At 44.1% G+C, this 23,999-nt stretch carries 19 protein-coding genes and 2 pseudogenes; 11 read left to right on the top strand and 10 right to left on the bottom strand.

From position 1 onward, the window contains the following. Positions 1–19: 19 nt before the first annotated feature. Positions 20–532 (bottom strand): ACT domain-containing protein, encoded by a 513-nt coding sequence (locus tag Q1A70_RS10970; protein WP_299690699.1) that lies wholly within the window; start codon positions 530–532, stop codon positions 20–22. Between the two features lie 232 nt (positions 533–764). Then, positions 765–1,667 carry a DUF3943 domain-containing protein gene (locus Q1A70_RS10965; protein WP_299690702.1) on the bottom strand — a complete coding sequence of 301 codons (903 nt, stop codon included), beginning with the start codon at positions 1,665–1,667 and terminating at the stop codon, positions 765–767. Positions 1,668–1,880: 213 nt separating this feature from the next. Here Q1A70_RS10965 and Q1A70_RS10960 point away from each other — a divergent pair, with 213 nt between their 5' ends. After that, positions 1,881–3,119 (top strand): CinA family nicotinamide mononucleotide deamidase-related protein, encoded by a 1,239-nt coding sequence (locus Q1A70_RS10960; RefSeq protein WP_299690705.1) that lies wholly within the window; start codon positions 1,881–1,883, stop codon positions 3,117–3,119. A gap of 163 nt (positions 3,120–3,282) precedes the next feature. Here the strand turns inward: Q1A70_RS10960 and Q1A70_RS10955 are convergent, their stop codons facing one another. From Q1A70_RS10955 to Q1A70_RS10945, 3 genes are read right to left on the bottom strand one after another with little or no spacing between them, the layout of a single operon-like run. Next, positions 3,283–4,128, bottom strand: a complete 846-nt coding sequence (locus Q1A70_RS10955) for a DmsC/YnfH family molybdoenzyme membrane anchor subunit (RefSeq protein WP_299690708.1) — start codon at positions 4,126–4,128, stop codon at positions 3,283–3,285. Between the two features lies 1 nt (position 4,129). Further along, a complete protein-coding gene (locus Q1A70_RS10950; RefSeq protein WP_004733360.1) occupies positions 4,130–4,750 on the bottom strand; it encodes a DMSO/selenate family reductase complex B subunit in 621 nt (206 codons plus the stop codon). 11 nt (positions 4,751–4,761) lie between these two features. Continuing rightward, entirely contained in the window at positions 4,762–7,200 is a 2,439-nt protein-coding gene (locus Q1A70_RS10945) for a DmsA/YnfE/YnfF family dimethyl sulfoxide reductase (protein ID WP_299690711.1), read from the bottom strand. Positions 7,201–7,398: 198 nt separating this feature from the next. On the opposite strand from Q1A70_RS10945, the gene Q1A70_RS10940 reads away from it, so the two are divergent. Continuing rightward, positions 7,399–7,965: a molecular chaperone gene (locus Q1A70_RS10940; RefSeq protein WP_299690714.1), complete on the top strand. Its 567-nt coding sequence runs from the start codon at positions 7,399–7,401 to the stop codon at positions 7,963–7,965. After that, positions 7,965–8,480 carry a ferredoxin-type protein NapF gene (napF, locus tag Q1A70_RS10935; RefSeq protein WP_299690717.1) on the top strand — a complete coding sequence of 172 codons (516 nt, stop codon included), beginning with the start codon at positions 7,965–7,967 and terminating at the stop codon, positions 8,478–8,480. The genes Q1A70_RS10940 and napF overlap by 1 nt, the downstream gene beginning before the upstream one ends. Before the next feature lie 150 nt (positions 8,481–8,630). On the opposite strand, the gene yfaE is transcribed toward napF, so the two are convergent. The 4 genes from yfaE to ubiG form a co-directional block, all read right to left on the bottom strand. Further along, positions 8,631–8,909 carry a class I ribonucleotide reductase maintenance protein YfaE gene (gene yfaE, locus Q1A70_RS10930; protein WP_017632068.1) on the bottom strand — a complete coding sequence of 93 codons (279 nt, stop codon included), beginning with the start codon at positions 8,907–8,909 and terminating at the stop codon, positions 8,631–8,633. Then, entirely contained in the window at positions 8,909–10,042 is a 1,134-nt protein-coding gene (gene nrdB, locus Q1A70_RS10925) for a class Ia ribonucleoside-diphosphate reductase subunit beta (RefSeq protein WP_299690721.1), read from the bottom strand. The genes yfaE and nrdB overlap by 1 nt, the downstream gene beginning before the upstream one ends. A gap of 113 nt (positions 10,043–10,155) precedes the next feature. Further along, positions 10,156–12,438, bottom strand: a complete 2,283-nt coding sequence (gene nrdA / locus Q1A70_RS10920) for a class 1a ribonucleoside-diphosphate reductase subunit alpha (protein ID WP_299690724.1) — start codon at positions 12,436–12,438, stop codon at positions 10,156–10,158. 506 nt (positions 12,439–12,944) lie between these two features. Further along, positions 12,945–13,688 (bottom strand): bifunctional 2-polyprenyl-6-hydroxyphenol methylase/3-demethylubiquinol 3-O-methyltransferase UbiG, encoded by a 744-nt coding sequence (gene ubiG, locus Q1A70_RS10915; protein ID WP_299690727.1) that lies wholly within the window; start codon positions 13,686–13,688, stop codon positions 12,945–12,947. Positions 13,689–13,946: 258 nt separating this feature from the next. Here ubiG and gyrA point away from each other — a divergent pair, with 258 nt between their 5' ends. The 6 genes and pseudogenes from gyrA (at position 13,947) to Q1A70_RS10885 (ending at position 20,682) form a co-directional block, all read left to right on the top strand. Continuing rightward, positions 13,947–16,607 carry a DNA topoisomerase (ATP-hydrolyzing) subunit A gene (gene gyrA, locus Q1A70_RS10910; protein ID WP_299690766.1) on the top strand — a complete coding sequence of 887 codons (2,661 nt, stop codon included), beginning with the start codon at positions 13,947–13,949 and terminating at the stop codon, positions 16,605–16,607. A 273-nt stretch (positions 16,608–16,880) separates the two neighbouring features. Next, a pseudogene (locus Q1A70_RS10905) lies at positions 16,881–17,062 on the top strand (hypothetical protein). Positions 17,063–17,364: 302 nt separating this feature from the next. After that, the gene (gene ribA, locus Q1A70_RS10900; protein ID WP_299690769.1) at positions 17,365–17,961 is read left to right on the top strand and encodes a GTP cyclohydrolase II; all 597 of its coding nucleotides are present in this window, start codon (positions 17,365–17,367) and stop codon (positions 17,959–17,961) included. 8 nt (positions 17,962–17,969) lie between these two features. Further along, positions 17,970–18,251: pseudogene (locus Q1A70_RS10895) on the top strand (DUF1513 domain-containing protein); the annotation flags it as partial. Positions 18,252–18,354: 103 nt separating this feature from the next. Next, the gene (locus Q1A70_RS10890; protein ID WP_299690772.1) at positions 18,355–19,893 is read left to right on the top strand and encodes a L,D-transpeptidase family protein; all 1,539 of its coding nucleotides are present in this window, start codon (positions 18,355–18,357) and stop codon (positions 19,891–19,893) included. Positions 19,894–20,028: 135 nt separating this feature from the next. Next, positions 20,029–20,682, top strand: a complete 654-nt coding sequence (locus tag Q1A70_RS10885) for an MBL fold metallo-hydrolase (protein ID WP_299690775.1) — start codon at positions 20,029–20,031, stop codon at positions 20,680–20,682. A gap of 136 nt (positions 20,683–20,818) precedes the next feature. Here Q1A70_RS10885 and Q1A70_RS10880 read toward each other — a convergent pair whose 3' ends face one another. Beyond that, entirely contained in the window at positions 20,819–21,619 is an 801-nt protein-coding gene (locus Q1A70_RS10880; RefSeq protein WP_299690778.1) for a DUF2982 domain-containing protein, read from the bottom strand. A gap of 220 nt (positions 21,620–21,839) precedes the next feature. Between Q1A70_RS10880 and Q1A70_RS10875 the strand changes: the two genes are divergently transcribed. Together Q1A70_RS10875 and Q1A70_RS10870 are read left to right on the top strand one after the other, a co-directional pair. Continuing rightward, complete coding sequence (locus Q1A70_RS10875) at positions 21,840–22,232, top strand: MarR family transcriptional regulator (protein ID WP_299690780.1); 393 nt, start codon at positions 21,840–21,842, stop codon at positions 22,230–22,232. A gap of 541 nt (positions 22,233–22,773) precedes the next feature. Further along, positions 22,774–23,868 (top strand): TRAP transporter substrate-binding protein, encoded by a 1,095-nt coding sequence (locus Q1A70_RS10870; protein ID WP_299690783.1) that lies wholly within the window; start codon positions 22,774–22,776, stop codon positions 23,866–23,868. Positions 23,869–23,999 lie beyond the last annotated feature (131 nt).

The raw sequence follows: 23,999 nt of genomic DNA, 5'->3' as shown, positions 1-23,999 counted from the left end.
TCTCGGAAAGTACTAACAACTAGCCCTCAATCATCACACGAGTATCTTCGCTTAGGGTTTCTAGCTCATTAACCACGTCATCAATTTGCACTTCGATTGGTAGCTTAACCGCTATTTTTGAAGTGAATAGGCTTGAGCTTACACCACCGCCTCCCGCGATAAATACTCGGTGACAGTCCATATCCAGAATGCTGATGCCTTGTCTATCTAGTACATGTGTCACTTCATTAACGATACCTGCTCGGTCGTTTGAGTCGAGTCTTAGGTGATGGATTGTGTCTTGTACATTGTGTGAATGGTCTGAATCAACAAACTGCACGATGAGATCAGGATTAGCGCTGAAGGCCTCTTTAATAATCGATTCGTTGATGGCTGGAAGTTGAACCTTGAGTACGCCTGCGACTTGGTCTTCAATAAAATTCACTTTACTGATGAGCCATTTTCCGTTGTTTTCGTGAGTAACCGCAGCAAGTTGTTTGATTGTTGCTGGTGATGCTTTTCCGATAAAGTTTACGATAAATGTACTGTTCATATCAGCCCCCAAAGTCTCAATAAATCGTTGCTAATTAAATGTTTGATATCACGCGATAAAGTTCTTTAATTTCAGTGTAGAAGGTTATATCGAACAATGTTTGACCTGTGTCAATTTTTGAAACTAAGCTGTGATGCAAAAAAAGAGAATGAAGAGTAGGGCACAAAAAAAGCGGCTAGAGAGCCGCTTTTTAGAAGAGTTTTGTTTTTACGAAAGTAATTAGGTTGCTGTATTAGAAGGTTACTTTAAAGTTCATACCAACAAACTGAGAATCGTAGGGTGCGCCAGCATCGTAAGCAAAACGTGCCGCGTCTTGGTTCTCCCACCAAGGGTTAGTGTTGAGGTTTACTTCTGCATCACCACCCCAAGCGTCAGTAACCCAATAGTGTATATGGCCGACCGGGTTTAAGAAGAACAGCGACACATCGCCCATGGTTTTCGATCCCATGACTTCCCCGCCGGAAGCGACGATATCTTGCTCAGCTCCGAGCATCATTTCGCCAACCACTGCGCCGAAGAAGGGGGTGATGAAAATGTCCTGCCAAGATGGCACCTCGGCAAAGGCTTCAACGCCGTATTCCCAAAAGAAAGTCGACATTGTCCACGAGTATATGAAAGACTCGAACTCGTCGAAGCCAGCGTGTCGGGCTGACGTATAATAAACACCACCGAAATAAGGGTGCATGATGTAGTTAAGAAAATGTTCATCACGATCCCAAACTGGGCCGGCAGAAACATTCTCCTTCCATTTTTTACCCAGTGCGCTGAGATCACGTTGGTCATCATCCCACTTAGTGATACTTTCTGGTAGCAAAGTCATTAGGCCAACAGTGGCAACGCTTAAACCCAGAATCGTATAGGTTTGTTCCATCAGGTAATCCCAATCTTTACCCTCGTTAATCGTCAGATAAATAGGTGGGGTGCCGAACGTTAAGTCGTATGACTCACTTAATGCGTAATTCTTACTCGGTTTGTAGGTGTACAAGCTGTCATTAACACAGTAACCTTTATTGCAATCATCCGAGTAAGAGAGGTTGATTAGTTGATCTATGTCGTATTGGCTTGCAACCGAATTAACGGAGATAAGCATCGAAAATACGGCAGTCACCTTTGCGAGTAACGGTGGTTTGGTCACTAGGCTCTCCATTAAACATTAAGGATTGGTCAGGATCGTAAGTAACTAGCGACAAGATACCTGATTTATGAACCTAAAAATTGCTCGTATCTCCTAATAAAGCCTTAAAATTTAGGTTGTTAATCGTTGTGAAAAGATGAAATGGTTCAAACTCAAAGATAGACCAGTTTAAAGATAATGCAGTGTTTTTTTATGACCACAAGGGATAGAAATATGACGAAAATCGCAATGTTAAGCACAGGTGAAGAAGTTCTTCATGGAGACATTGTTGACACGAACGCAGCTTGGATGTCGGCAGAGTTTTACCAGCACGGTTTTGCTCTTGCTAAACGTTCAACGGTGGGTGACCAAATGAATGGTCTGGTTGAAGAGTTGCTGATGTTGAGCTTTAACTATGATGTGGTGATCGTCAATGGTGGTTTGGGGCCAACAACCGATGATATGAGCGCGGCAGCAGCAGCAACGGCTTCAGAGCAGAAGTTAGTCATGTTCCCCGAGTGGTTGAGTCGTATGGAAGATATGTTCTCTGGACGCGGTGTGCCGATGCCTGATAGCAATCTTAAACAAGCACTGCTGCCTGAAAACTCAGAGATCGTCGATAACCCTGTCGGTACTGCATGTGGGTTCAAGCTGAAGATCAACGATGCGACTTTCTATTTCACGCCGGGTGTGCCGAGTGAATTCAAACGCATGGTGACCTTTGAAATCCTGCCTGATTTGTCACGCACCTATCCTCAAGTGGTTGCCTCAGAATGCAGTCGTTTGTTTACGTTTGGCTTATCTGAGTCGGGTATCTCGGATGTGTTGGACCAATTAAAGCTGCCTGAAGGTTATGAGTTAGGCTATCGCTCTTATCTGCCGTTCATTGAGGTGAAACTGTTTGGGCCTAAGTCTGGCTTAGAAACGCGCGTTAAACTGCTACAAATGGTGTACAAGCTGTTGGAGAGCAACGTAGTCAGTGTTGATGAGCCGATGATTGATCATATTGGCCACATCATGGCAGAGAGAAAGAAAACCTTGTCTGTATCTGAAGTGTCGACCAAAGGTGCACTTTCGGCTTGGCTACAATCTAATGAGCAGGTTGAAGATTGCTTTGGTCACTCATGGGTAATGGCCGAGCCAAAAGAGAGTGAACTCGAAAAGAGCGATCCATTAGCCGCAACCTTTGCACTCGCGGGTGCAACAAGAGAGAAGTGTGGCACTGAGTTAGCCTTAGTCACGGGTAAGTTAGAAGGTAATACATTCAGCATTGCGCTATCGAGCGAAGCGGGTGAGTGGGGACAAGTGCTCGAGTTCTATCGCCAATACAATCGTGAAGATGCGCGTACCATTATCAAAACCGTTGCTGCTGACATGTTGAGAAGACACTTAGATAGCAAACCTATGTTTGGTGACTACTCTTCACTTAAACGCGTGAAGGATATGTTTATCCCTTCGGCTATCATCAAGTAAGCGGCTCTGGTCGCTAACCAAGCTCTCTTGAGCCAAGACCTCTTGAACTAAGGTTAAAACAGAACAAATAAAAAGGCCCCACATCCATTTGGTTGTGGGGCCTTTTGTTTATCTAGCCTTCTAGATAAGCCAACAAGCAGCGATGTTTACACGTAATGCGTAATTACAAACCGCTTGTCATGTGTAGGCTGTAGAACAAACCACGGCCGATTAACTCTGAAGCTAAGAACAGTACCAATGCTAGGCCTAGGTTTACTGGGTTCACTTTAGCTTTGTTCAGCATAGGCAGAATCCAAATCAGTAAGCTTGCCATCAGTAATGCAACTTGAAGAATCACATAGCTGCCTAAACCGTCAACCAACTCAGAGGCTTTTGCTGCTGAAGTTTGGATATCACCGATTAGGTTCAGTTTGCCTACTGTCACAAGTAAGCTGATCGCAACCGCAATCACAGCCAGCATGGTAATGTTACGGTCAACCGTAAAGCGGCTGTCGTTTGCGAACACAATCACGAACTGAGACAGCAGCAAGCCACCCACAACCATCGTCATGATGAAGCTCAGTGGCGTGTAGATGTTGTCCCATGTAGGTACTGTGTTGATCATGTATACGTTGATCATCGCGTACATGAAGATAACACCCAGCACCATAGCGCCGACCATCAGTGCTTTCTGGGTAGCCACGCCACCTTTCTTAACCACAGACAGTAGCCACTGTAGGCCGCCTACTGCGAAGAATGCCGCGCCGAAGAACACTTCGTTAGACAACCAAGCCGAACCTAGTTGGTTAAAAGCATTGAACGCGCGTAGTGGAGAACCTAGGTGTGTTGTCGAGAACATAAAACCAAGACCCATTAATGCCCACAGAATGAACATTGGAACCTTGTAGCTGTTCAGTTTCTCTTCGTCATGACCAAGTACCAGTGCACGTGCGCCAATAAGTAAGTAACCACCCACGGCTGTTTGAGCCAGTACCGTAAAGAAGATCAAAGACCACTCATGAAAAATCATCTTACACCTCCTTCGGGTTTGCTAGGTGACCACTGGTGTCACCAGTAGGCTTCGCATTTTTGTTCAACTTAATCACGATGTTTGGCAGCGTTTCGGTTGAAGATGGCAGTGGCGCTACATCTGCACCAGAACCGTACTTCTCGCGAAGTGTATTGATTTCACCAAACTCCAATGCGCGAAGTGGGCAAGACTCAACACAGATCGGCTGTTTGCCTTCAGAAACACGTTGGTAACAACCATCGCATTTTGTCATGTGACCTTTCTTCGCATTGTATTGTGGTGCGCCGTAAGGACACGCATTGCTACAGTGCTGACAACCAATACACACACTCTCATCAACCACAACCAAGCCGTCTTCATCGCGTTTATGCATGGCGCCCGAAGGACACACTTTCACACACGCAGGGTTAGTACAGTGGTTACAAGCGATAGATAGGTAGTAAGAAAAAACATCTTTCTGAACCCAGGTATCGCCATCTTGAGTGAAACCACCACCTGCGTATTCGTATACGCGACGGTAGTTCGTTTTGATGTCTAGATCGTTATAATCTTTACAAGCAAGCTGACAGGTTTTACAACCCGTGCATTTACTTGAATCAATGTAAAAGCCGTATTGTTTCATTCCAACCTACCTTATGCTTTCTTTAGCGCTTTGATTTGAACTAGGTTTGTATGCTGAGGGTTACCCTTAGCAAGTGGGCTCGGGCGCTGAGTAGTCAGCACGTTGATAGAGCCTGCATGGTCGATCTTCTGACCATCGGGTGCGTACCATGCACCTTCGCCTAGCGCGACAACTCGAGGAAGAATCCTTGGTGTCACTTTCGCTGGAATATGAACTTCGCCACGGTCGTTGAAAATACTCACCATGTCGCCGCTTTCAATACCACGTTCTTTCGCATCGATTGGGTTGATCCACAACTCTTGCGGTGCCGCAGCTTTGATTTCTGCAACGTTGCCGTAAGTTGAGTGAGTACGAGCCTTATAGTGGAAACCCGTTAGCTGAAGTGGGTACTTCTCTGCTAGTGGATCGTTATGACCTTCAAAAGAATCCGCATAAATCGGAAGTGGGTGAATCACTTCGTCTTCTTTTAGCTTCCACGTTTTCGCGATATCAGCCAGTTGCTCTGAGTAGATCTCAATCTTGCCACTTGGTGTGGTCAGTGGGTTCGCTTCAGGATCTTTACGGAAATCTTCGTAAGCGATGTAGTGGTGGTCGTAGCTACGCTTGTAGATACCCAGCTCTTTCATCTCTTCGAAGGTTGGCAGTGTTGGATCGTTCTTACGAGTTTCCGCGTAAAGATGCTCTATCCATTGCTCTTGAGTACGACCTTCTGTGAACTCTTTTTCTACGCCCATGCGCTTAGCAAGCTGAGTACACATCTCGTAGATAGATTTCGCTTCGAACTGAGGCTCAATCGCTTTCTGCGCGTAGATGAAGTAAGGCATGTTCGCTGCTTTACCATCCATACACCAGTCGTCTTGCTCTGATGTGGTTAAGTCAGGCAGGATGATGTCGGCATATTTCGCTGAAGACGTCATATGGTTATCAACCACAACAATCATTTCACATGCGCTTTCATCTTGAAGAATCGCGTGCGTCTTGTTGATGTCTGAGTGTTGGTTGATGATGCAGTTACCTGCGTAGTTCCAGATCATCTTGATTGGGTTCTTAAGGCGCTCTGCACCGCGAACACCATCAGTGATGTCTGTCATTTCGTGGTGACGGTGAATTGCGTCTGTCCACATGAACATTGAAATTGATGTTTCAACTGGGTTTGGCACAGTCGGGAAGCGAACAAACGGAATGTTGATGTCACTTTCACGAGCACCTGTCGAACCGCCAGATACACCGACAGAACCGGTGAGTAGCGACAGCATTGCGATTGCACGACAAGCTAGCTCACCGTTCGCAGTACGTTGTAGACCCCAACCTTGGTGGATAGCACACGGTTTCGCTGTGCCCATTTCACGGCCAAGCTTAACGATAGTATCAACTGGAATGCCTGTGATCTTAGAAGCCCACTCTGGTGTCTTCTCTACGCCATCTTCACCTAAACCTAGGATGTAAGATTTGTAGTCACTGTTTTTAGGTGCTGAAGCAGGAAGGGTCTTCTCATCGTAACCGACACAGTATTTGTCTAGGAACGGTTGGTCGACAAGGTCTTCAGTAATCATCACATGCGCAAGACCCGCTACCAATGCAGCATCCGTAGAAGGGCGAATTGGGATCCATTGATCTTCACGGCCACCAGCTGTATCGGTGTAGCGAGGGTCGATGATGATTGTTCTTGCGTTTGATTTGTTTTTGCTTTCTACGTAGTGGTGGATCTGGCCACCGCCAGACATACGTGTCTCAGCAGGGTTGTTACCAAACTGGATGTTAAGCTTGGTGTTTTCTAGATCAGAGAAAGAGTTGTTGTTTGCCCAACCACCGTAGGTGTAACTCAAGCCTTTCGTGATTTGCGCTGTTGAGTAGTCACCGTAATGGTTTAGGTAGCCACCACTAAGGTTCATTAGACGAGCAATCAGCGTTTGTGCTGGTGGCCAAGACTTCGTTACTGTACCGCCAAGTGTACCTGTGCCGTAGTTTAGGTAGATAGTGTCGTTACCGTAGTCTTTGATAAGGCGTTGCATGGTGCCAGCAACTTCATCGTAAGCTTCTTCCCAGCTAATACGTTTGAATTTACCTTCACCACGTTTACCCACACGTTTCATCGGGTATTTCAGGCGATCTGGGTTGTAAACACGGCGGCGCATAGAGCGACCACGTAGGCAAGCACGCACTTGGTGATGACCGTATTCGTCAGTACCCGTGTTGTCGGTTTCTATGTATTTGATTTCACCGTTTTGTACATGCATACGTAGTGGGCAACGAGATCCACAGTTTACTGTACATGCACTCCATACGACTTTCTCATCCACATTCTCGGCAACCGCTGCTGCTACTGGTTTGGATTTGAAAGGTAAAGCGATACCGCCCGCAAGCGCGGCTGCACTACCTACCGCAGAAGAAGCTTTCATGAAGCCTCTTCGAGTAAGATTCATTACCCCAGATTCTTTCTTATTCGTCATTCTAAGATGCCTATTGTTATTGATAGCTAACACTTTATAGGTAATTTGGCTTTTATATTTTTATTTCTAAATATTGATTGATTAGCATCAAATAAGAGAGGAATTTAAAGTTTATGAATTGAATGTATAAAATAGATCAAAGAATGAAATGAGTTAATTAATATAATTATCTTTAAACCTATAACGGTATAAATAATAATGATTATCGATACGCATAAATTATTGGGTTCGCTATTTTATCAAGCGACAAGTAAAGAACAGTTAATCACCATTGTCGAAGCTTTGGTTGAGAGCGAAGTACTCTCTGAAGAATGCTTGCAGGCATTGAGAAGTGAAGACGAAGATGCGCTCGCAGCAGAGTTCAGCCGCCTGTTTGAAGGCGTTGGAGACATGCCAGCTCCGCCTTGGGGTTCTGTGTACCTAGATAAAGACCGCGTTGTGTTTGGTGCTTCTACGGTTGAGTATCGCCAGTTTTTAGAATTGAATCAGATTGAATTAGACACTGGGTTAAGAGAGCCGGAAGATCAATTTGGTTTAATGTTATTTGCTCATGCGTATTTGTTAGAAAATAATAATATTAATTCAGCCAGTGAATTGCTCGAGGGTTATTTATTGACTTGGTCTTCTGTTTATTTAGAAAAACTAAATAAAGCATCAGAGCTATCTTTTTATAAAAAGCTATCGGTTGATGTAATAGATTGGTTTAAGTACTTAACATCTGAATATAATTTAAACGTTACTACTAAAAAGTTATATATCGACTAATGTCTGAACAAATAAATTCAAATAGACGCGGTTTCTTAACTCGACTTTCTAAACCGGTCAAAGCAGCCGCGAATTATGAAGAGATATCACAGCGCTTGCATGCAAGACCGCCAAGAGCGGTCGATGAGGTGCTGTTTGAACGTCTTTGCGACGGTTGTAGGTTGTGTGAGCAGGCGTGTCCGAATAGCGTTATTGAGATGCTAGAGGGGAGTGCGCTGCTGAATTTGGATTACAATAGTTGTTCGATGTGTAATAAGTGCAGTGAAGTGTGTCCGACTGGCGCGCTTCATCAAACAGTGACGTCTTATATCGACTTGAAGCCTAGCTTTGCTGATAGTTGCAATAACTACATGCAAATGGACTGTAATGCGTGCCAAACCGCTTGTTCTGTCGGTGCGATACGTATTGAAGCCGGGGAGTTGCCTACAGTCGTTCAAGGTAAGTGTAATGGCTGTGGAGAGTGCCGAAGTGCTTGTTACATTGGCTCTGTGACGCTGAACCTGACTCAACAGTAAACGTTTGATTTGGTGGCTGATGATAGCTAAAGACACGAACAGAAAAAGGGTCCGCATTCCAAGAGGAGGCGGACCCTTTCTAATACTTATCATCTTTATCATCTTTGATGAAGCGTTAGAACTTACATGATTCTATATAAATCGAATAGATTAGGCACGCTTCTGTTTACTTCTATGAATCACGTTACTCAGCGATAAATCGGTTTTTGCTTTGCAGATGCATGGCAAGATTTCATCGCCTTGTGTGTAAGCCATAGCAAAACCAACGTACTCAACCTCACCAGAATCCAAGGTACAGCGGCATGCGCCACAGTGGCCATCTCGGCAGTTGTATTCTGGCTCTAACCCTGCTTGCTCCATGGTTTCCAGTAGAGTATTAGAAGGGTTAGATTCAATTGAAGTCAGCTTGTTGATTTTGATTGTTGGCATTACAGCTCAAATCCTTCAAAGTCATCAGCTTTTACTTCGTTGTCGATTTGGCCAACTAGGTAAGAACTGATTTCTGCTTCTTGTGGAGCAACTTGCACGTTATCTGAAGACAACCAAGCGTTGATCCATGGAATTGGGTTCGACGTTGCTTCTGGATAAGCGGTACCTAGACCAACAGCCTGCATACGTATATTGGTAATGTATTCAACGTATTGGCAAAGGATGTCTTTGTTTAGACCAATCATAGAACCATCTTTGAATAGGTATTCCGCCCATTCTTTTTCTTGTTCAGCTGCTTGCTTGAATAGGTCGAAACACTCTTGCTTACACTCTTCTGCAATTTGCATGAATGTGAAGTCATCTTGACCGTTACGTAGCAAGTTGATCATGTGTTGTGTACCAGTAAGGTGAAGCGCTTCATCACGAGCGATTAGCTTGATGATTTTCGCGTTACCTTCCATTAGCTCACGCTCAGCGAATGCAAATGAACATGCAAAACTTACGTAGAAACGAATTGCTTCTAGTGCGTTTACAGACATTAGACATAGGTAAAGTTTCTTCTTCAGGTCGTGAAGTGAAATTTTAACGTCTTCGCCGTTGATTCTATGGTTGCCTTCACCGTAGCGGTGGTAGTCAGCTGTGAGCTTGATAAGGTCGTCGTAGTAGAAAGCGATATCTTTCGCACGCTTCAGAATCTCTTCGTTTTCAACGATGTCGTCGAATACTACGCCTGGATCATTCACGATGTTACGGATGATGTGCGTGTAAGAACGAGAGTGAATCGTTTCAGAGAAAGACCATGTCTCAATCCAAGTTTCTACTTCTGGCAGAGATACCAATGGAAGTAGGGCAACGTTAGGGCTGCGGCCTTGGATTGAGTCAAGGAGCGTTTGGTACTTCAAGTTAGAGATAAAGATGTGCTTTTCATGCTCAGGAAGCTTGTTGTAGTCGATACGGTCGCTAGACACGTCAACTTCTTCTGGACGCCAGAAGAACGAAAGCTGCTTCTCGATAAGCTTTTCGAAGATTTCGAATTTTTGTTGGTCGTAACGTGCAACGTTGACCGACTGACCCAGAAACATTGGTTCTTTTAGTTGGTCATTTTTTTGCTGAGAAAAAGTACTGTAAGCCATAAATGCCTCAAATCCTTTAAAGACCCGTCATAAAACGGACCCTGTTAATGCTTTAAACCCAGAGAAGATAACTCTTCTCTGGGGTCTTAATGTTTATTGCGGTTTAGCTCTTGTTATATCTTACAACCGCCGCCTTCACAATCTTCTTCCGGCACTTGAACGGCATCGCCTTGATCGTCTTTAGCACCATCACGAGTGTTATGGTAGTAAAGTGTCTTAACACCGTACTTGTACGCTGTTAGTAGGTCTTGAAGCAGCTTCTTCATTGGTACTTTACCGCTGTCGTAAACACTTGGATCATAGTTAGTGTTTGCAGAGATAGCTTGGTCAACGAATTTTTGCATGATACCTACTAGGTGTAGGTAACCGTCGTTCGAACCAATGTTCCAAAGTAGCTCGTAGTTCTCTTTAAGATTTAGGAAATCTGGAACTACTTGCTTCAGGATGCCGTCTTTCGATGCTTTCACGGACACGTAACCACGTGGTGGCTCAATACCGTTAGTCGCATTCGATATTTGAGACGATGTCTCAGAAGGCATCAACGCTGTTAGCGTAGAGTTACGCAGACCGTGCTCCATGATCTCTTCACGTAGAGAATCCCAATCGTAATGCAGTGGCTCTTCACATACTAAGTCGATATCTTTTTTGTAAGTATCGATTGGTAGTAGGCCTTTCGCGTAGTTGGTCTCGTGGAAAGATGGGCAACGACCTTGCTCTTTCGCTAGTTCAACAGATGCTTTTAGCAAGTGGTATTGAATTGCTTCAAAAGTACGGTGAGTCAGGCCATTGGCGCTGCCATCAGAGTACTTAACACCATTCTTCGCTAGGTAGTATGCGTAGTTGATAACACCTACACCTAGAGTGCGACGGTTCATTGTCGACTTGTATGCTGCTGGAAGCGGGTAGTCTTGGTAATCAAGAAGTGCATCTAGTGCACGAACCACCAGCTCAGAAAGCTCTGCTAGATCATCGAGTTCATTGATTGCGCCAAGGTTGAATGCTGAAAGCGTACATAGTGCAATTTCACCTTCGTCATCTTCTACGTTAGAAAGCGGCTTAGTTGGTAGCGCGATTTCTAGACATAGGTTCGATTGACGAACAGGGGCAACTTCAGAATCAAACGGGCTGTGTGTATTACAGTGGTCAACGTTCTGAATGTAGATACGTCCAGTAGAAGCACGCTCTTGCATTAGCAGGGAGAATAGCTCAACAGCTTTTACTGTTTCACGCTTCACTGATGGATCGTTTTCATACTTAACGTATAGCTCTTCAAAACGGTCTTGGTTTTCGAAGAATGCATCGTAAAGGCCAGGTACGTCAGAAGGTGAGAACAGGCTGATGTTGCCACCTTGAACAAGACGAGAGTACATAAGCTTGTTCAGCTGTACGCCATAGTCCATGTGACGAACACGGTTCTCTTCTACGCCGCGGTTGTTTTTCAGTACTAATAGAGACTGAACTTCACCGTGCCATAGTGGGTAGAACACAGTCGCTGCACCACCACGAACACCACCTTGAGAACAACATTTTACTGCTGTCTGGAAGTATTTGTAGAAAGGAATACAGCCAGTGTGGAACGCTTCACCATTACGGATTTCAGAACCAAGCGCACGGATGCGACCTGCGTTGATACCAATACCAGCACGTTGAGATACGTAACGAACAATTGAGCTTGCTGTTGCGTTAATAGAATCCAGGCTGTCACCACACTCGATCAGTACACAAGAACTGAATTGACGAGTAGGCGTACGTACACCAGACATGATCGGTGTCGGTAGAGAAATCTTAAACGTAGACGACGCATCGTAGAAACGTTTGATGTAATCAAGACGAGTTGATTTCGGGTACTTAGCGAATAGACACGCTGCAACTAGGATGTAAAGAAACTGAGCACTCTCATAGATCTCTTTTGTTACACGGTTTTGCACGAAGTATTTACCTTCAAGCTGCTTAACCGCCGCGTAAGAGAAGTCTAAGTCACGCTTGTGGTCGATGTACGCATCCAGCTCTTCAAACTCAGCTTTGGTGTAATCTACCATTAGGTGGCTGTCGTATTTACCCATATCAACCAGTCTTGCAACGTGGTCATACAGCGCGGGTGGATCGTATTTGCCGTACGCTTTTTTGCGTAGGTGGAATACAGACAGTCGTGCTGCTAAATATTGATAATCAGGCGTCTCTTCAGAGATTAAGTCCGCAGCTGACTTGATGATTGTCTCATGAATATCAGTCGTGGTGATGCCATCGTAAAACTGAATGTGAGCTTTCAATTCTACTTGTGATACTGACACATTGTGCAAGCCTTCCGCTGCCCATGTGATCACACGGTGGATCTTCTCTAAATCGATCGTTTCTTTGCGACCGTTACGCTTGGTAACAGTAAGTTGTTGGTTCATTCTGCTTAATTTCCCTAACAAAACTGAACAAAGCCGGATTTTTGTGTATTTGTGTGTAATTTTTGCAAATTACGTATCGGCTTTGTGAACTTGGTCGACTCTTATATTGTAGTTCAAACACTACATATAGGGGTCATTTGTTTGTTGGGTTACAAGATAGTGCTACTACTGATATTTTTCAAGGTAAAGAAGCGGGATGGCTTGTGGATAAGCGGTGAATTGAAAAAAAAGAGTAAGTGACCACTAACTGATGAGGTTATATACAACTTGATTGTATAAAAGAGGCGTTTTAAGGATGGTTTAAAATTGCGCGGCTATAAAAAAAAATCCCTTGATCTTTTAGCAAAATATGAGGTCATTATTGATAGGTCAAAATTAAATCTAGATGGTTAAAATGGAAGCTAGAGCACGAATTTTGACTAGAAAAAAGGCACAAATTTATGATATTTGATGCCTTTTCATTAAGTCCATTTATTAAAGCGTCTTAAGGTTAGAGCCGACTTCTATTAACCAAAATTTTGGGTGTGAACGATGTAGTTTACGTCTACGTTTCGGCCTAAGCGGTAGCTGTCTGTTAACGGATTGTAGTGCAGCCCCGTAATCCCTAAATCTTGCAATGGCGTGTTATCCACCATCTTAATCAGTTCTGCGGGGCGAAGGAACTTCTCGTGATCATGAGTGCCCTCAGGAACAATCTTCAATAGCTTCTCGGCACCAACAATCGCAAACAAGTACGATTTAAAATTGCGGTTCAATGTAGAAAAGAACACATGGCCGCCCGGTTTCACCAATTTTGAACAAGCCGTGATCACCGATTGTGGGTCTGGAACGTGCTCTAGCATTTCCATGCATGTGACCACATCGTAAGCTTGTGGGTTATGTTCGGCATGATCTTCGATGGTGCTCTGGATATAATCGAGCTTAGTGCCGGTCTCTAGTGCATGTAAGCGAGCCACCTCAAGCGGCTCTTTGCCCATATCGAGCCCGGTGACTACCGCACCTTCGAGCGCCATACTTTCCGCTAAAATGCCGCCGCCACAACCTACATCAAGAACTTTTTTACCAAACAAGCCTTCTGTTTTTTCTAGCACGTAGTTAAGGCGTAAAGGGTTGATTTGGTGAAGAGGCTTAAACTCACCTTCTAGATCCCACCAGCGTGACGCCATGTCTTCGAATTTTTTGATTTCAGCTGGGTCGACGTTTTGTGATTTGGTCATAATCGGCATTTCCAAGTTAAATAATGCATCCATGAAGTTGAGAGCATTATAACTTGGCTTTTTTCTCTGACCAGAAGATCTACAATTTTGTGAGTTTGTTGGATGTAAAGTAGCCATGATTCATAGAGATATGATGCTGAGGTGCAATTTCTCATCAATTGATTAGCTACAAGCTTCACAAGATGATAAAAGGAGAGGGAAAGTGATGCCTCACAAGGTAAATTTGTGTTATATTTTTCGGTCTTATACGTATTCAAAAATACGATCTGAATATAGAGGGAAAATGGCTCTATGAGCGATCTAGCGAAAGAGATCACGCCCGTAAACATTGAAGATGAGCTTCGAGGTTCATACCTAGACTACGCGATGTCCGTCATCGTTGGTCGTGCCCTTCCAGATGTGCGTGATGGCCTAAAACCTGTACACCGCCGCGTTTTGTTCGCGATGAATGTATTGGGTAATGATTGGAACAAACCATATAAAAAGTCTGCTCGTGTAGTAGGTGATGTTATCGGTAAATACCACCCGCATGGTGATAGTGCTGTATACGATACAATTGTTCGTATGGCTCAACCGTTCTCACTGCGTTACATGCTAGTTGATGGCCAAGGTAACTTTGGTTCTATCGATGGTGACTCGGCGGCTGCAATGCGTTATACCGAAGTTCGTATGGCGAAAATTGCTCACGAGCTCCTGGCTGACCTTGATAAGGAAACTGTGGATTACGTACCGAACTACGATGGTACCGAACAAATTCCAGCAGTACTTCCTACAAAAATTCCTAACCTATTGGTAAACGGTGCTTCTGGTATCGCAGTAGGTATGGCTACCAACATCCCACCACATAACCTTGGTGAAGTTGTTGATGGCTGTTTAGCATTTATCAATAATGAAGATATTACTATTGATGAGCTAATGGACTATATCCCTGGTCCTGACTTCCCAACAGCAGCACTTATCAGTGGTCGTAAAGGCATCGTAGATGCATACAAGACTGGCCGCGGTAAGGTTTACATGCGTTCAAAAGCGGATATCGAAGTAGAGAAGAATGGTAAAGAAACCATTATCGTTACTGAGATCCCTTACCAAGTAAACAAAGCTCGTTTGATCGAGAAGATTGCTGAACTGGTTAAAGATAAGAAAGTAGAAGGCATCAGTGCACTGCGTGACGAGTCTGATAAAGACGGTATGCGTATTGTTATTGAATGTAAGCGTGATGCAGTAGGCGAAGTGGTTCTTAATAACCTATACGCACAAACTCAACTGCAAACAACTTTCGGCATCAACATGGTTGCGTTGAATAACGGTCAACCACAGTTGTTCAACATCAAAGACATGCTTAAGTGCTTTGTAGACCACCGTCGCGAAGTTGTGACTCGTCGTACTATCTTCGAACTGAAGAAAGCGCGTGACCGTGCACACATCCTTGAAGCACTGTCTCTAGCACTTGCTAACATTGATGAAATCATTGAGCTGATCAAGAGCGCGCCAACACCAGCAGAAGCTAAAGTTGGTTTAGTGTCTCGCGGTTGGGACCTTGGTAACGTTGCTTCAATGCTTGAGCGTGCAGGTACTGATGCGGCTCGTCCTGATTGGTTGGAAGACCAATACGGCATCCGCGATGGCCAATACTTCCTAACGGAAACACAGGCACAAGCTATTCTAGAACTTCGTCTTCATCGCCTAACAGGCCTAGAGCACGAGAAGATTCTAGACGAGTACAAAGCACTTCTAGAAGAAATCGCTGAGCTAATGCACATTCTTGCAAGCACTGAGCGTTTGATGGAAGTGATCCGTGAAGAGCTTGAAGCGGTACGTGAAATCTATGGCGACGAGCGTCGTACAGAAATCACTTCTGCAGTTCATGACATCGACATGGAAGAGCTGATTGCTCAAGAAGACGTGGTAGTCACGCTTTCTAACGCCGGTTACGTTAAGTACCAAGTCCTAAGCGACTACGAAGCTCAGCGTCGTGGTGGTAAAGGTAAGAGTGCCACTAAGATGAAAGATGAGGATTACATTGAGCGTCTGCTTGTTGCTAATACTCACGATAACATCCTATGTTTCTCTACTCGTGGTAAGACGTACCGTCTGAAAGTTTACCAATTACCATTAGCAAGTCGTACTGCTCGTGGTAAGCCTATCGTGAACATTCTTCCTCTAGAAGAAGGTGAGCGTATCACGGCGATCCTGCCTGTTTCTGAGTTCTCTAACGAGAAATTCATCTTCATGGCAACAGGTGATGGTACTGTTAAGAAGACATCTCTGGATCAATTCGCCAACGTACGTGCTAACGGCCTAATCGCTGTTAACCTACGTGACGACGATTCACTGATCGGCGTTGACATCACTAACGGTGATAGCGACATCATGCTGTTCTCTAAATCGGGCAAAGTTGTTCGCTTTAACGAGGACAAAGTACGTGCAATGGGCCGTACTGCCTCTGGTGTTCGTGGTATGAAGCTTCCAGAAGACGATCAAGTGGTTTCACTGATTGTTCCTTCTAACGAAGGCGATATCCTAACTGTGACTCAAAACGGTTACGGTAAGCGTACTGAGCTAGCTGAATACCCAACGAAAGGCCGTGCAACGCAAGGTGTGGTATCTATCAAAGTCTCTGAACGTAATGGCCCAGTAGTTGGTGCTGTTCAAGTTGAAGAAGGCGATGAAATGATGATGATTACCGACGCAGGTACGCTAGTACGTACTCGCGTAGCGGAAGTCAGCCAAGTTGGTCGTAATACTCAAGGTGTAACACTGATTCGTACTGCTGAAGACGAGAATGTTGTAGGTCTACAACGTATCGACGAAGTAGAAGAAGCTGAGATTGTCGAAGGCGAAGCTGAAGAAGCAAACGCTGAAACTATCAACGCTGAAGTTGCTGAATCAAGTGAAGAGCAAGCATCAGATGCTTCTGACTCTGAAAGTGATAGCGAGCAAGACACCGAGTAATCTCAATTACGCTAAGTAATGAAGTTTACTATTGAAACCGAGCACTTTCAGTGCTCGGTTTTTTATTGCCTGCGATTTTTGTGCGTGTGTGATATTGATGCTCCATGCTCTCTGTTGAGTCATGATTACTTCGCCACTCGCATAACTTCTACTACATACTTATTAGTAAAAGTATTGGTAATGGCTCATAAAAATCGTGTATTACTGTTTACCAATTGATTTGCATTTTGTAACATTACCAGATATAGAGGTTAGGCACTGTTATATAAGGATATATCTGTAGACAATGTTATCTCAAATTTAAAAAAGAGTTCCATACCCATGTCCAATCTGACAAGTGGTCAGAACGATACAGTGCTCAGTCGAGCGTTTCTACGCTGACTCAAGAAGAGCTAACAGAGCTGGAGAATGCTTGGATTCAGCTTGTTATTTGGAAGCAAGCTCAAGTCGGTTGATCGCCAAGGCTACTTCATTACGCCAAGCAAATCACTCTTCCTGTGAACTTAGTTGATCGTACTGCAGACAGAGTTGGTTAATGGTAAGCGGTTAATTTATAGACCCATGATGGCATTTCCAGCATGGGTTTTTTGTTGGTTGAAAAATAATTGTTATAATATAACAATTTCTATATAACCGACCTTGAAAAAAAGGGTTAACAGCCTCATAGTGTTTATCATGAGAGAGTTCACTACAAAATATTGCCTAGATATATCATGTAGTGTCGTTAAATACATCGAATTTTCAAGTGAGTATAGCTATGGCGGAAGTACGTGCCAGAATAGATTTCAAAGTAGGGACAAACAGCAGTATCGATGCTGAGCTTTTGTCTTTCCATGGACTGAAAACAGATAAAGAGCATGTGGCTGTCATTTTCAAAGCAGCAGACAAAACACAAGACATCCCTCTTGTTCGTATGCACTCAGAGTGCCTTACTGGTGATGTTTTCCATTCTTCTCGTTGTGATTGCGGTGAGCAATTGGACGAAACCATTAGAATCATGGGTGAAACGGGCGGTGTGATTCTTTATCTACGCCAAGAAGGTCGTGGTATTGGTCTGTATAACAAGATTGATGCGTACCGCCTTCAAAGCGAAGGGATGAACACTTACGAAGCGAATAACCACCTAGGTTTTGGCGACGACTTACGTGATTTCACTGAAGCGGCAGAAATGCTACGCGCTTTGGGTACGACCAAAATTCGTCTAGTGACCAACAATCCTAAGAAAATCAATGAGCTTAAATCTTTTGGTATTGAGATTGAAGAAGTAGTGAACACCTCTGCTCATATTAAGTCGGGTAATGAAAGTTACCTGAAGGCAAAGGTCTCTCACGGAAAGCATGATCTGGATATCTGATTTCAGTATTTGTTGCACTTGATGCGAAAATACAAAAAAAAGCCTCACGCCTGTGAGGCTTTTTTGTATTTATCTTGTAATAAAATTGTAAGCTTGTATTTTCTCCACGAGGCAATTGCTACGGTATTTGGTCTAAAAAAACCAAAGAGTTAGTTGAGTTGTCTGCTCTGTCCGATGCCTCGGGTGCTGTGCTGCTTAACGGAGAGTTTCGACTAAGCTCCGGGGCGGGAAGTGTGGTGAGTCAGCAAGAGCCTTACCAGAGTTCAATCTTGCAATCGTCCGTCCAATAGGATAATCATTGGAGTGCAATATAATTCATAACCACCTTAAAAATAACATGCTTACTCCCATTTCTTTGCCATACTAATGGAGTTGATAGTGATGGAGTGAAGCATGTTAGCGAAATACTTCTGCGGTTTGTTAGTTTTAGTTTCTGTGCATACATGGAGCTACACGAGTTCGGAAGAGAGCCGATTTATTCCGGCTGACTCAGAATTGTCTTCTATTCTGATCTACCCCGAGTTAACACAAAGTATTTATCAAGGCTATTCACTTCCTATTTTGTGGGGGGCGTCAGACGCCATTCAGGCGTTTGAATTCCAGTTGTCATTGATTGTTCAGGCCCAAATATCGCCGACTTTTGAGCGACAACTCAAGCAGATCCGCCAGTATCAATCCCAAAACCAATGGCAAGAGCTAGATATTCTATTAACCGATACCTTTATCTCTTACTTGAGCTACGTTGAAAATGCACCTCTTGCTGGCAAAGAGTGGTTTTTCTCAGAGAAGTTACATTCGACTTTACCCCCGCCTTCACCTCATATTCTGTCAAGGCTGAAAAGCAGTGTCGCTGATGATTATTTATTGGAAATGGTGCTCTCTTATGCACCGCCTGTCGGGGATTTTGATCAATTCAAATCGATTTATTCGATCTTAGCCACAGCATCGGATCTTTCAATTAACCGATACAAACAGGAAGGCTTGAAGCGTTTAGGTGATAAGTTGCTGGATAAGGTAACCCTTGTTGAACGTATTGCACTCGTCGGGGTTGATACATCGATGGTGGCCATCGACTTGCCTGAGTTTGATCAAGACTTACAAGTCGCGATTAAGTCTTTTCAAGACATGCACGGTATCAAGTCTGATGGGATTATTGGACCTAACACGATCAAGTGGATCAATATGAGCTTTAATGATCGATTGAATTCTTTAGCTTTGAATGCTGAACGTGCTCGATTGTGGCCAAGGAATAGAGACTCACTTATTGTAGTGAATGTGCCCAGCTTTGAGATGAAATATTGGGAGGGGGGAGAAGAGGTATTTGAGTCTAAGGTCGTGGTCGGTAGAAAGTCTCGAAAAACACCACTCTTAGAGATAAACCTAGATTCAGTGATCCTAAATCCTACTTGGAATGTACCGTGGAAAATCATGGTTAAAGATATCCTGCCGAAGGTTAAAGCCGACGAAAGTTACTTAAGAAAGCATAATTTCCAAGTTATCGATGGTTGGCGCTCTATGCAAACAATTGATACTACACAGATTGATTGGCAGACCATTAACTTTAACTCCTTCCCTTATCGTTTACGGCAGAAGGCAGGTTCACACAATGCATTAGGTTTATACAAGTTTAATACTCCTAATAAGCGTGCGATTTACCTGCACGATACGCCGAGCAAAAGCTTGTTTAACAAGGATTTCCGCGCTTATAGCTCCGGTTGCATACGTGTTGAGCATGCCGAGCAATTGGCTGAACTACTGTTTGCGACCAAAGCAAAGCAGGCTCCTAACCAGAGTGGTTATCTTGGCCCTAACACCAAGGTTCGCCTTAAGAAGCGAATTCCAGTGCATATTATCTATCAAACAGTCTTGTTTGAAGATGATGGCATAAAGTATCGAGGAGATATCTATCAATACGACAAGCAAGGGGGCTGAAAGCGATCCGTTTGAGTAACCTCCATACTGGTTGCTCATTAAACCTGGTCGCCAGTGGAACAGTAGGCACTTGTCAAAATTGACATCCAATGTCATAGTTTGCTCAAATTTCAGTTTGCCCTCTAAGGTTTGTATATGTCTCTTAAGTATCAAGTTGTCCCTGTTACCTCTTTCTCTCAAAACTGCTCAATTGTGTGGTGTGATGAGACAATGGAAGGCATTGTTGTCGATCCGGGCGGGGATGTTCAGCAACTGGCTGCTATCATCGAAGAGTTAGGTGTTAAAGTGGTGAACTTGGTATTGACTCACGGTCACCTAGATCATGTAGGCGGAACAGTACCACTTGCTGATATCTTGAACGTGAACATTGTTGGCCCACATAAGGCAGACAACTTTTGGCTTCAAGGTTTAGAGAATCAAAGCCAGATGTTTGGTTTCCCACTGTGCAAAGCTTTTGAACCAAACACATGGTTAGAAGAGGGCGACAAAGTTACTTTTGGTAACCAAGTGGTTGATGTGATTCACACTCCGGGCCACACACCAGGTCACGTCGTACTATTCAGCGAGCAAGCGCGTATGGCGTTTGTTGGTGACGTTTTATTTAATGGGGCTATTGGTCGTACGGATTTCCCACAAGGCGACTTCAACACGCTGATTGCTTCAATCAAGACTAAGCTTTGGCCGCTAGGCAGTGACGTGACATTCGTTCCGGGTCATGGTCCTGAGTCTACATTTGGCCGTGAGCGTGCATCAAACCCGTTCGTCGCGGATGAAATGCCTCTATACTAATTAAATCTTTGATTAGCCGACTTATTATTCGTGTCGATTGATTTAAAATGAAGCTTAGCTTTTGTTCTGAAAGCTAAGCTTTTTTTCTTGTTTTGTTTTTGTGCGCGCGTTCGTTCCACTCCCAAACGTGTCCGCATTAATCTGAAAGACGTTCGGCAGCCGCCAAGTAGCGTCGAGCTAGCCCAACAAACTCCTCCCCACTAATATTCAAATCATGGGTTGATATGAAAATGTCATAGCCATGGAAGCCTCTTTGATACTTCATTCTGTTGGCAAGCATCGCCTGTAATCCAGAATAGTCTTTAATCACCGCGTTCTGATTGTTTGTTTCATTCGGTGAAGCAAGGGTGTCCTGTGATTGATTATCGTTGAAATTTGCGTCGTCGGTATTCTTTGATTCTTTATATTGGCTTAATTCAACACAGCCATTTTCGGTACAACGCGTGTGGTAGTGCGATGAGTCTAAAACCATGTCTTCAAAGTTAGATTCTTTACCCGCCTGTTTAGCGCCCAGATACAGCAGTGCTCGCTGGTTGAGTAACAGTTCACAAGTTATTTTAGGACAAATAGAATCAAGATAGGGCGAGTAGTCTTTCACCTTAATTCCAACCCAAGGTAGAGACTGATGCCAACCATCTTGTTCATAAGTACAAAGCCCCATTCTTTCGATGTTGTTCCATCTTAAAACCCAGCCCCCCTTATAAAAATGCTGCTGGAAGTGAGTAGGAGTGAGGGTGAACATCACTCGACTGCGTAGCATTAAGTAGTAGCCTGTTCCCAGAAGGACAATTATGCAAAATGCACCGACTATCAGTAATTTTGGGTTGTCACTGTAGAGCGCTATAAGCAAGCAAATAATACCCAAAATAACGGTGATAATACGGTACCAACGGGTGAATGAAGGCAAAGAGAAATTTGCGAGATGACGAGTGTCCATAGGCAACACCAAATTTTCATATTTTTGTCTGGATGGATAACCAGTGCATATTACCCTGAATTGATAATGTTATGTATAAATAATAGACGCTAGTCGGCGATGTAGGTATTTTTCGTCGACTTTCGACGCTTCACCCTACAAATAGCTCCTGTTTTTTGGTATAAATCGCGCTTCAAATTTTCACCACTGCGAAAAGGGCAGTGAACTGGAGAAATATTCAATGAGACTTGCTCATAAGCGTAAGGTGCAGGCTAAACTGCAGAAACGCACTAAAGCGGCTGTCGTTAACGCAGTGGCAACGCCGAAAAAAGCGAAGCCTGTCGCAGAGAAAGTTGTAGCAGAAAAACCTGTAGCAGCAAAACCAGCGGTAGAGAAAACAGTAACAGCAACGAAAGAAGTTGCAGTAGCACTGACTCCTAAGCAACAACAAGTTCTAGACATCGTTGTTAGCAATGCTGAAGGCATTAACCCTAAAGGTATCGGCCTAGTCGCTGGTCAAGAAGACGCGAAAGCAGCTTCATGGGCAACAGGCGCATTGAAAAAACTTCTTGAACAAAACTTAGTAGCGAAAGAGCAGCTAGCAGGTAACAAGGTTATCTACAAAGCTATCTAATCCCACGGGATCACATTTGCTTGGTTACGTTTTTAAGCCTCGATTATCGAGGCTTTTTTGTATCGGCTGCAACCGTTGTATCGTCGCATAACCCATAACTTAAGAGCTCTAAACTCAAATCAAATTTGTGGCCGCTGGAAGTGGTCAATACCTATCACATTTTGACCATCAGTAAGCACCAAAGTAGGGCAATACTTAGAAACCATAACGCCGAAAAGTGCTGATAGTTCCCCTCAAGTGCGGTAATCAATAGAGCCTCATCACGAAATAGCAATCAATTGTTAATGCCGCTTGATTGTAACTACTTAGGTATTTCTCATTGGGTTTCCCTTATTCGTGAATGCTGTAAACCCTGTAAAATAGATATCGGATAATTATCTCTTACGTAGTTCTACTTAATCCTTTGGTCTAATACGTAACTTTGCTCACGCCATGCGTGCGTGCTCTCCCTGATATCTTGTTGCCTCGTCACGGTGCACTCTTATGTTGAATCATAAAAAATGCTCATAGAAAGAGTATTAACCCAACAAAGGACGTGAACATGAGCCTCATTTCTAAATCCCTCACACGAGTTTTTAAAAACGTTGCAATCACCGCTGCGGCTTGTTTAGCTTTGGTCGCTACTGGTGCTACAGCCGCTGATAAGGTTTACCGTTTAAAGCTTGCAGAAACGTGGGGACCAAACTTCCCAGTTTTCGGTGATGCAACGAAAAACATGGCGGCGATGGCTGAAAAGATGTCGAATGGTCGACTTCAGATCAGAATCGACTCAGCAAACAAACACAAAGCCCCTCTAGGCGTTTTTGACATGGTTAAGTCTGGTCAATACGACATGGGTCACTCAGGCTCCTACTACTGGAAAGGTAAAGTTCCAAACACGCTTTACTTCACTTCTATGCCTTTCGGTATGACGCCAGCAGAACAATACGCGTGGTTCTATCACGGTGGTGGTATGGAGTTGATGGAGCAGGTTTACTCTCCACACAACTTGATGTCGTTTCCAGGTGGTAACACGGATATCCAAATGGGTGGTTGGTTTCAAAAAGAAATCAACAGCGTTGAAGATCTACAAGGTCTGAAAATGCGAATCCCAGGCTTTGCGGGTGAGATCCTTGCGGAGCTAGGCGCTAAGCCGACCAATATTGCCCCAGGTGAGCTTTACACCTCATTAGAGCGTCGCACAATCGATGCACTGGAGTGGGTAGGCCCGTCACTTGATCTACGTATGGGCTTCCACAAAATCGCGCCTTACTACTACACAGGCTGGCATGAGCCGGGTTCAGAGCTTCAATTCCTAGTGAACAAGCGCACATGGAACAAGTTGCCTGAAGACTTACAAGAGATCTTACGTGTTGCAATGCGTACCGCGGCATACGACATGTATACACAAGCAACGCACGAAAGTGGTAAGAACTGGGTTTCAATGAAGACTGAATACCCCGATGCACAAGTTAAAGATTTCCCGCCTGAAGTTATGTCGGCACTGAAAGAAGCGAACGATCGCCTACTTGCTGCACATGCTGAGAAAGATGAGTTGGCAAAAGAGATCCAAGCTTCACAAGCAAGCTACCTAGAGCAAGTGCGCTCATGGACGGATATTTCACACAGAGCTTATCTAAATAGCCAAGAGAATTAATCGACAGGCTGCTGGACTGAAGCTAAATGAACTCAAAGCTATTCTTATTAGGTAACTAGGGCGTGTTGATCTTTCGAGCTGATTTTTGCAGCGAGTTGCTGGGTATTTATACAAGGCAGAGGCGTCGATGT

Origin of the sequence: uncultured Vibrio sp., from assembly GCF_947488985.1 — a bacterium.
Taxonomy (GTDB): domain Bacteria; phylum Pseudomonadota; class Gammaproteobacteria; order Enterobacterales; family Vibrionaceae; genus Vibrio.
The sequence above is the reverse complement of the archived record's forward strand: the minus strand, read 5'-3'. Positions and strand labels throughout refer to the sequence as shown.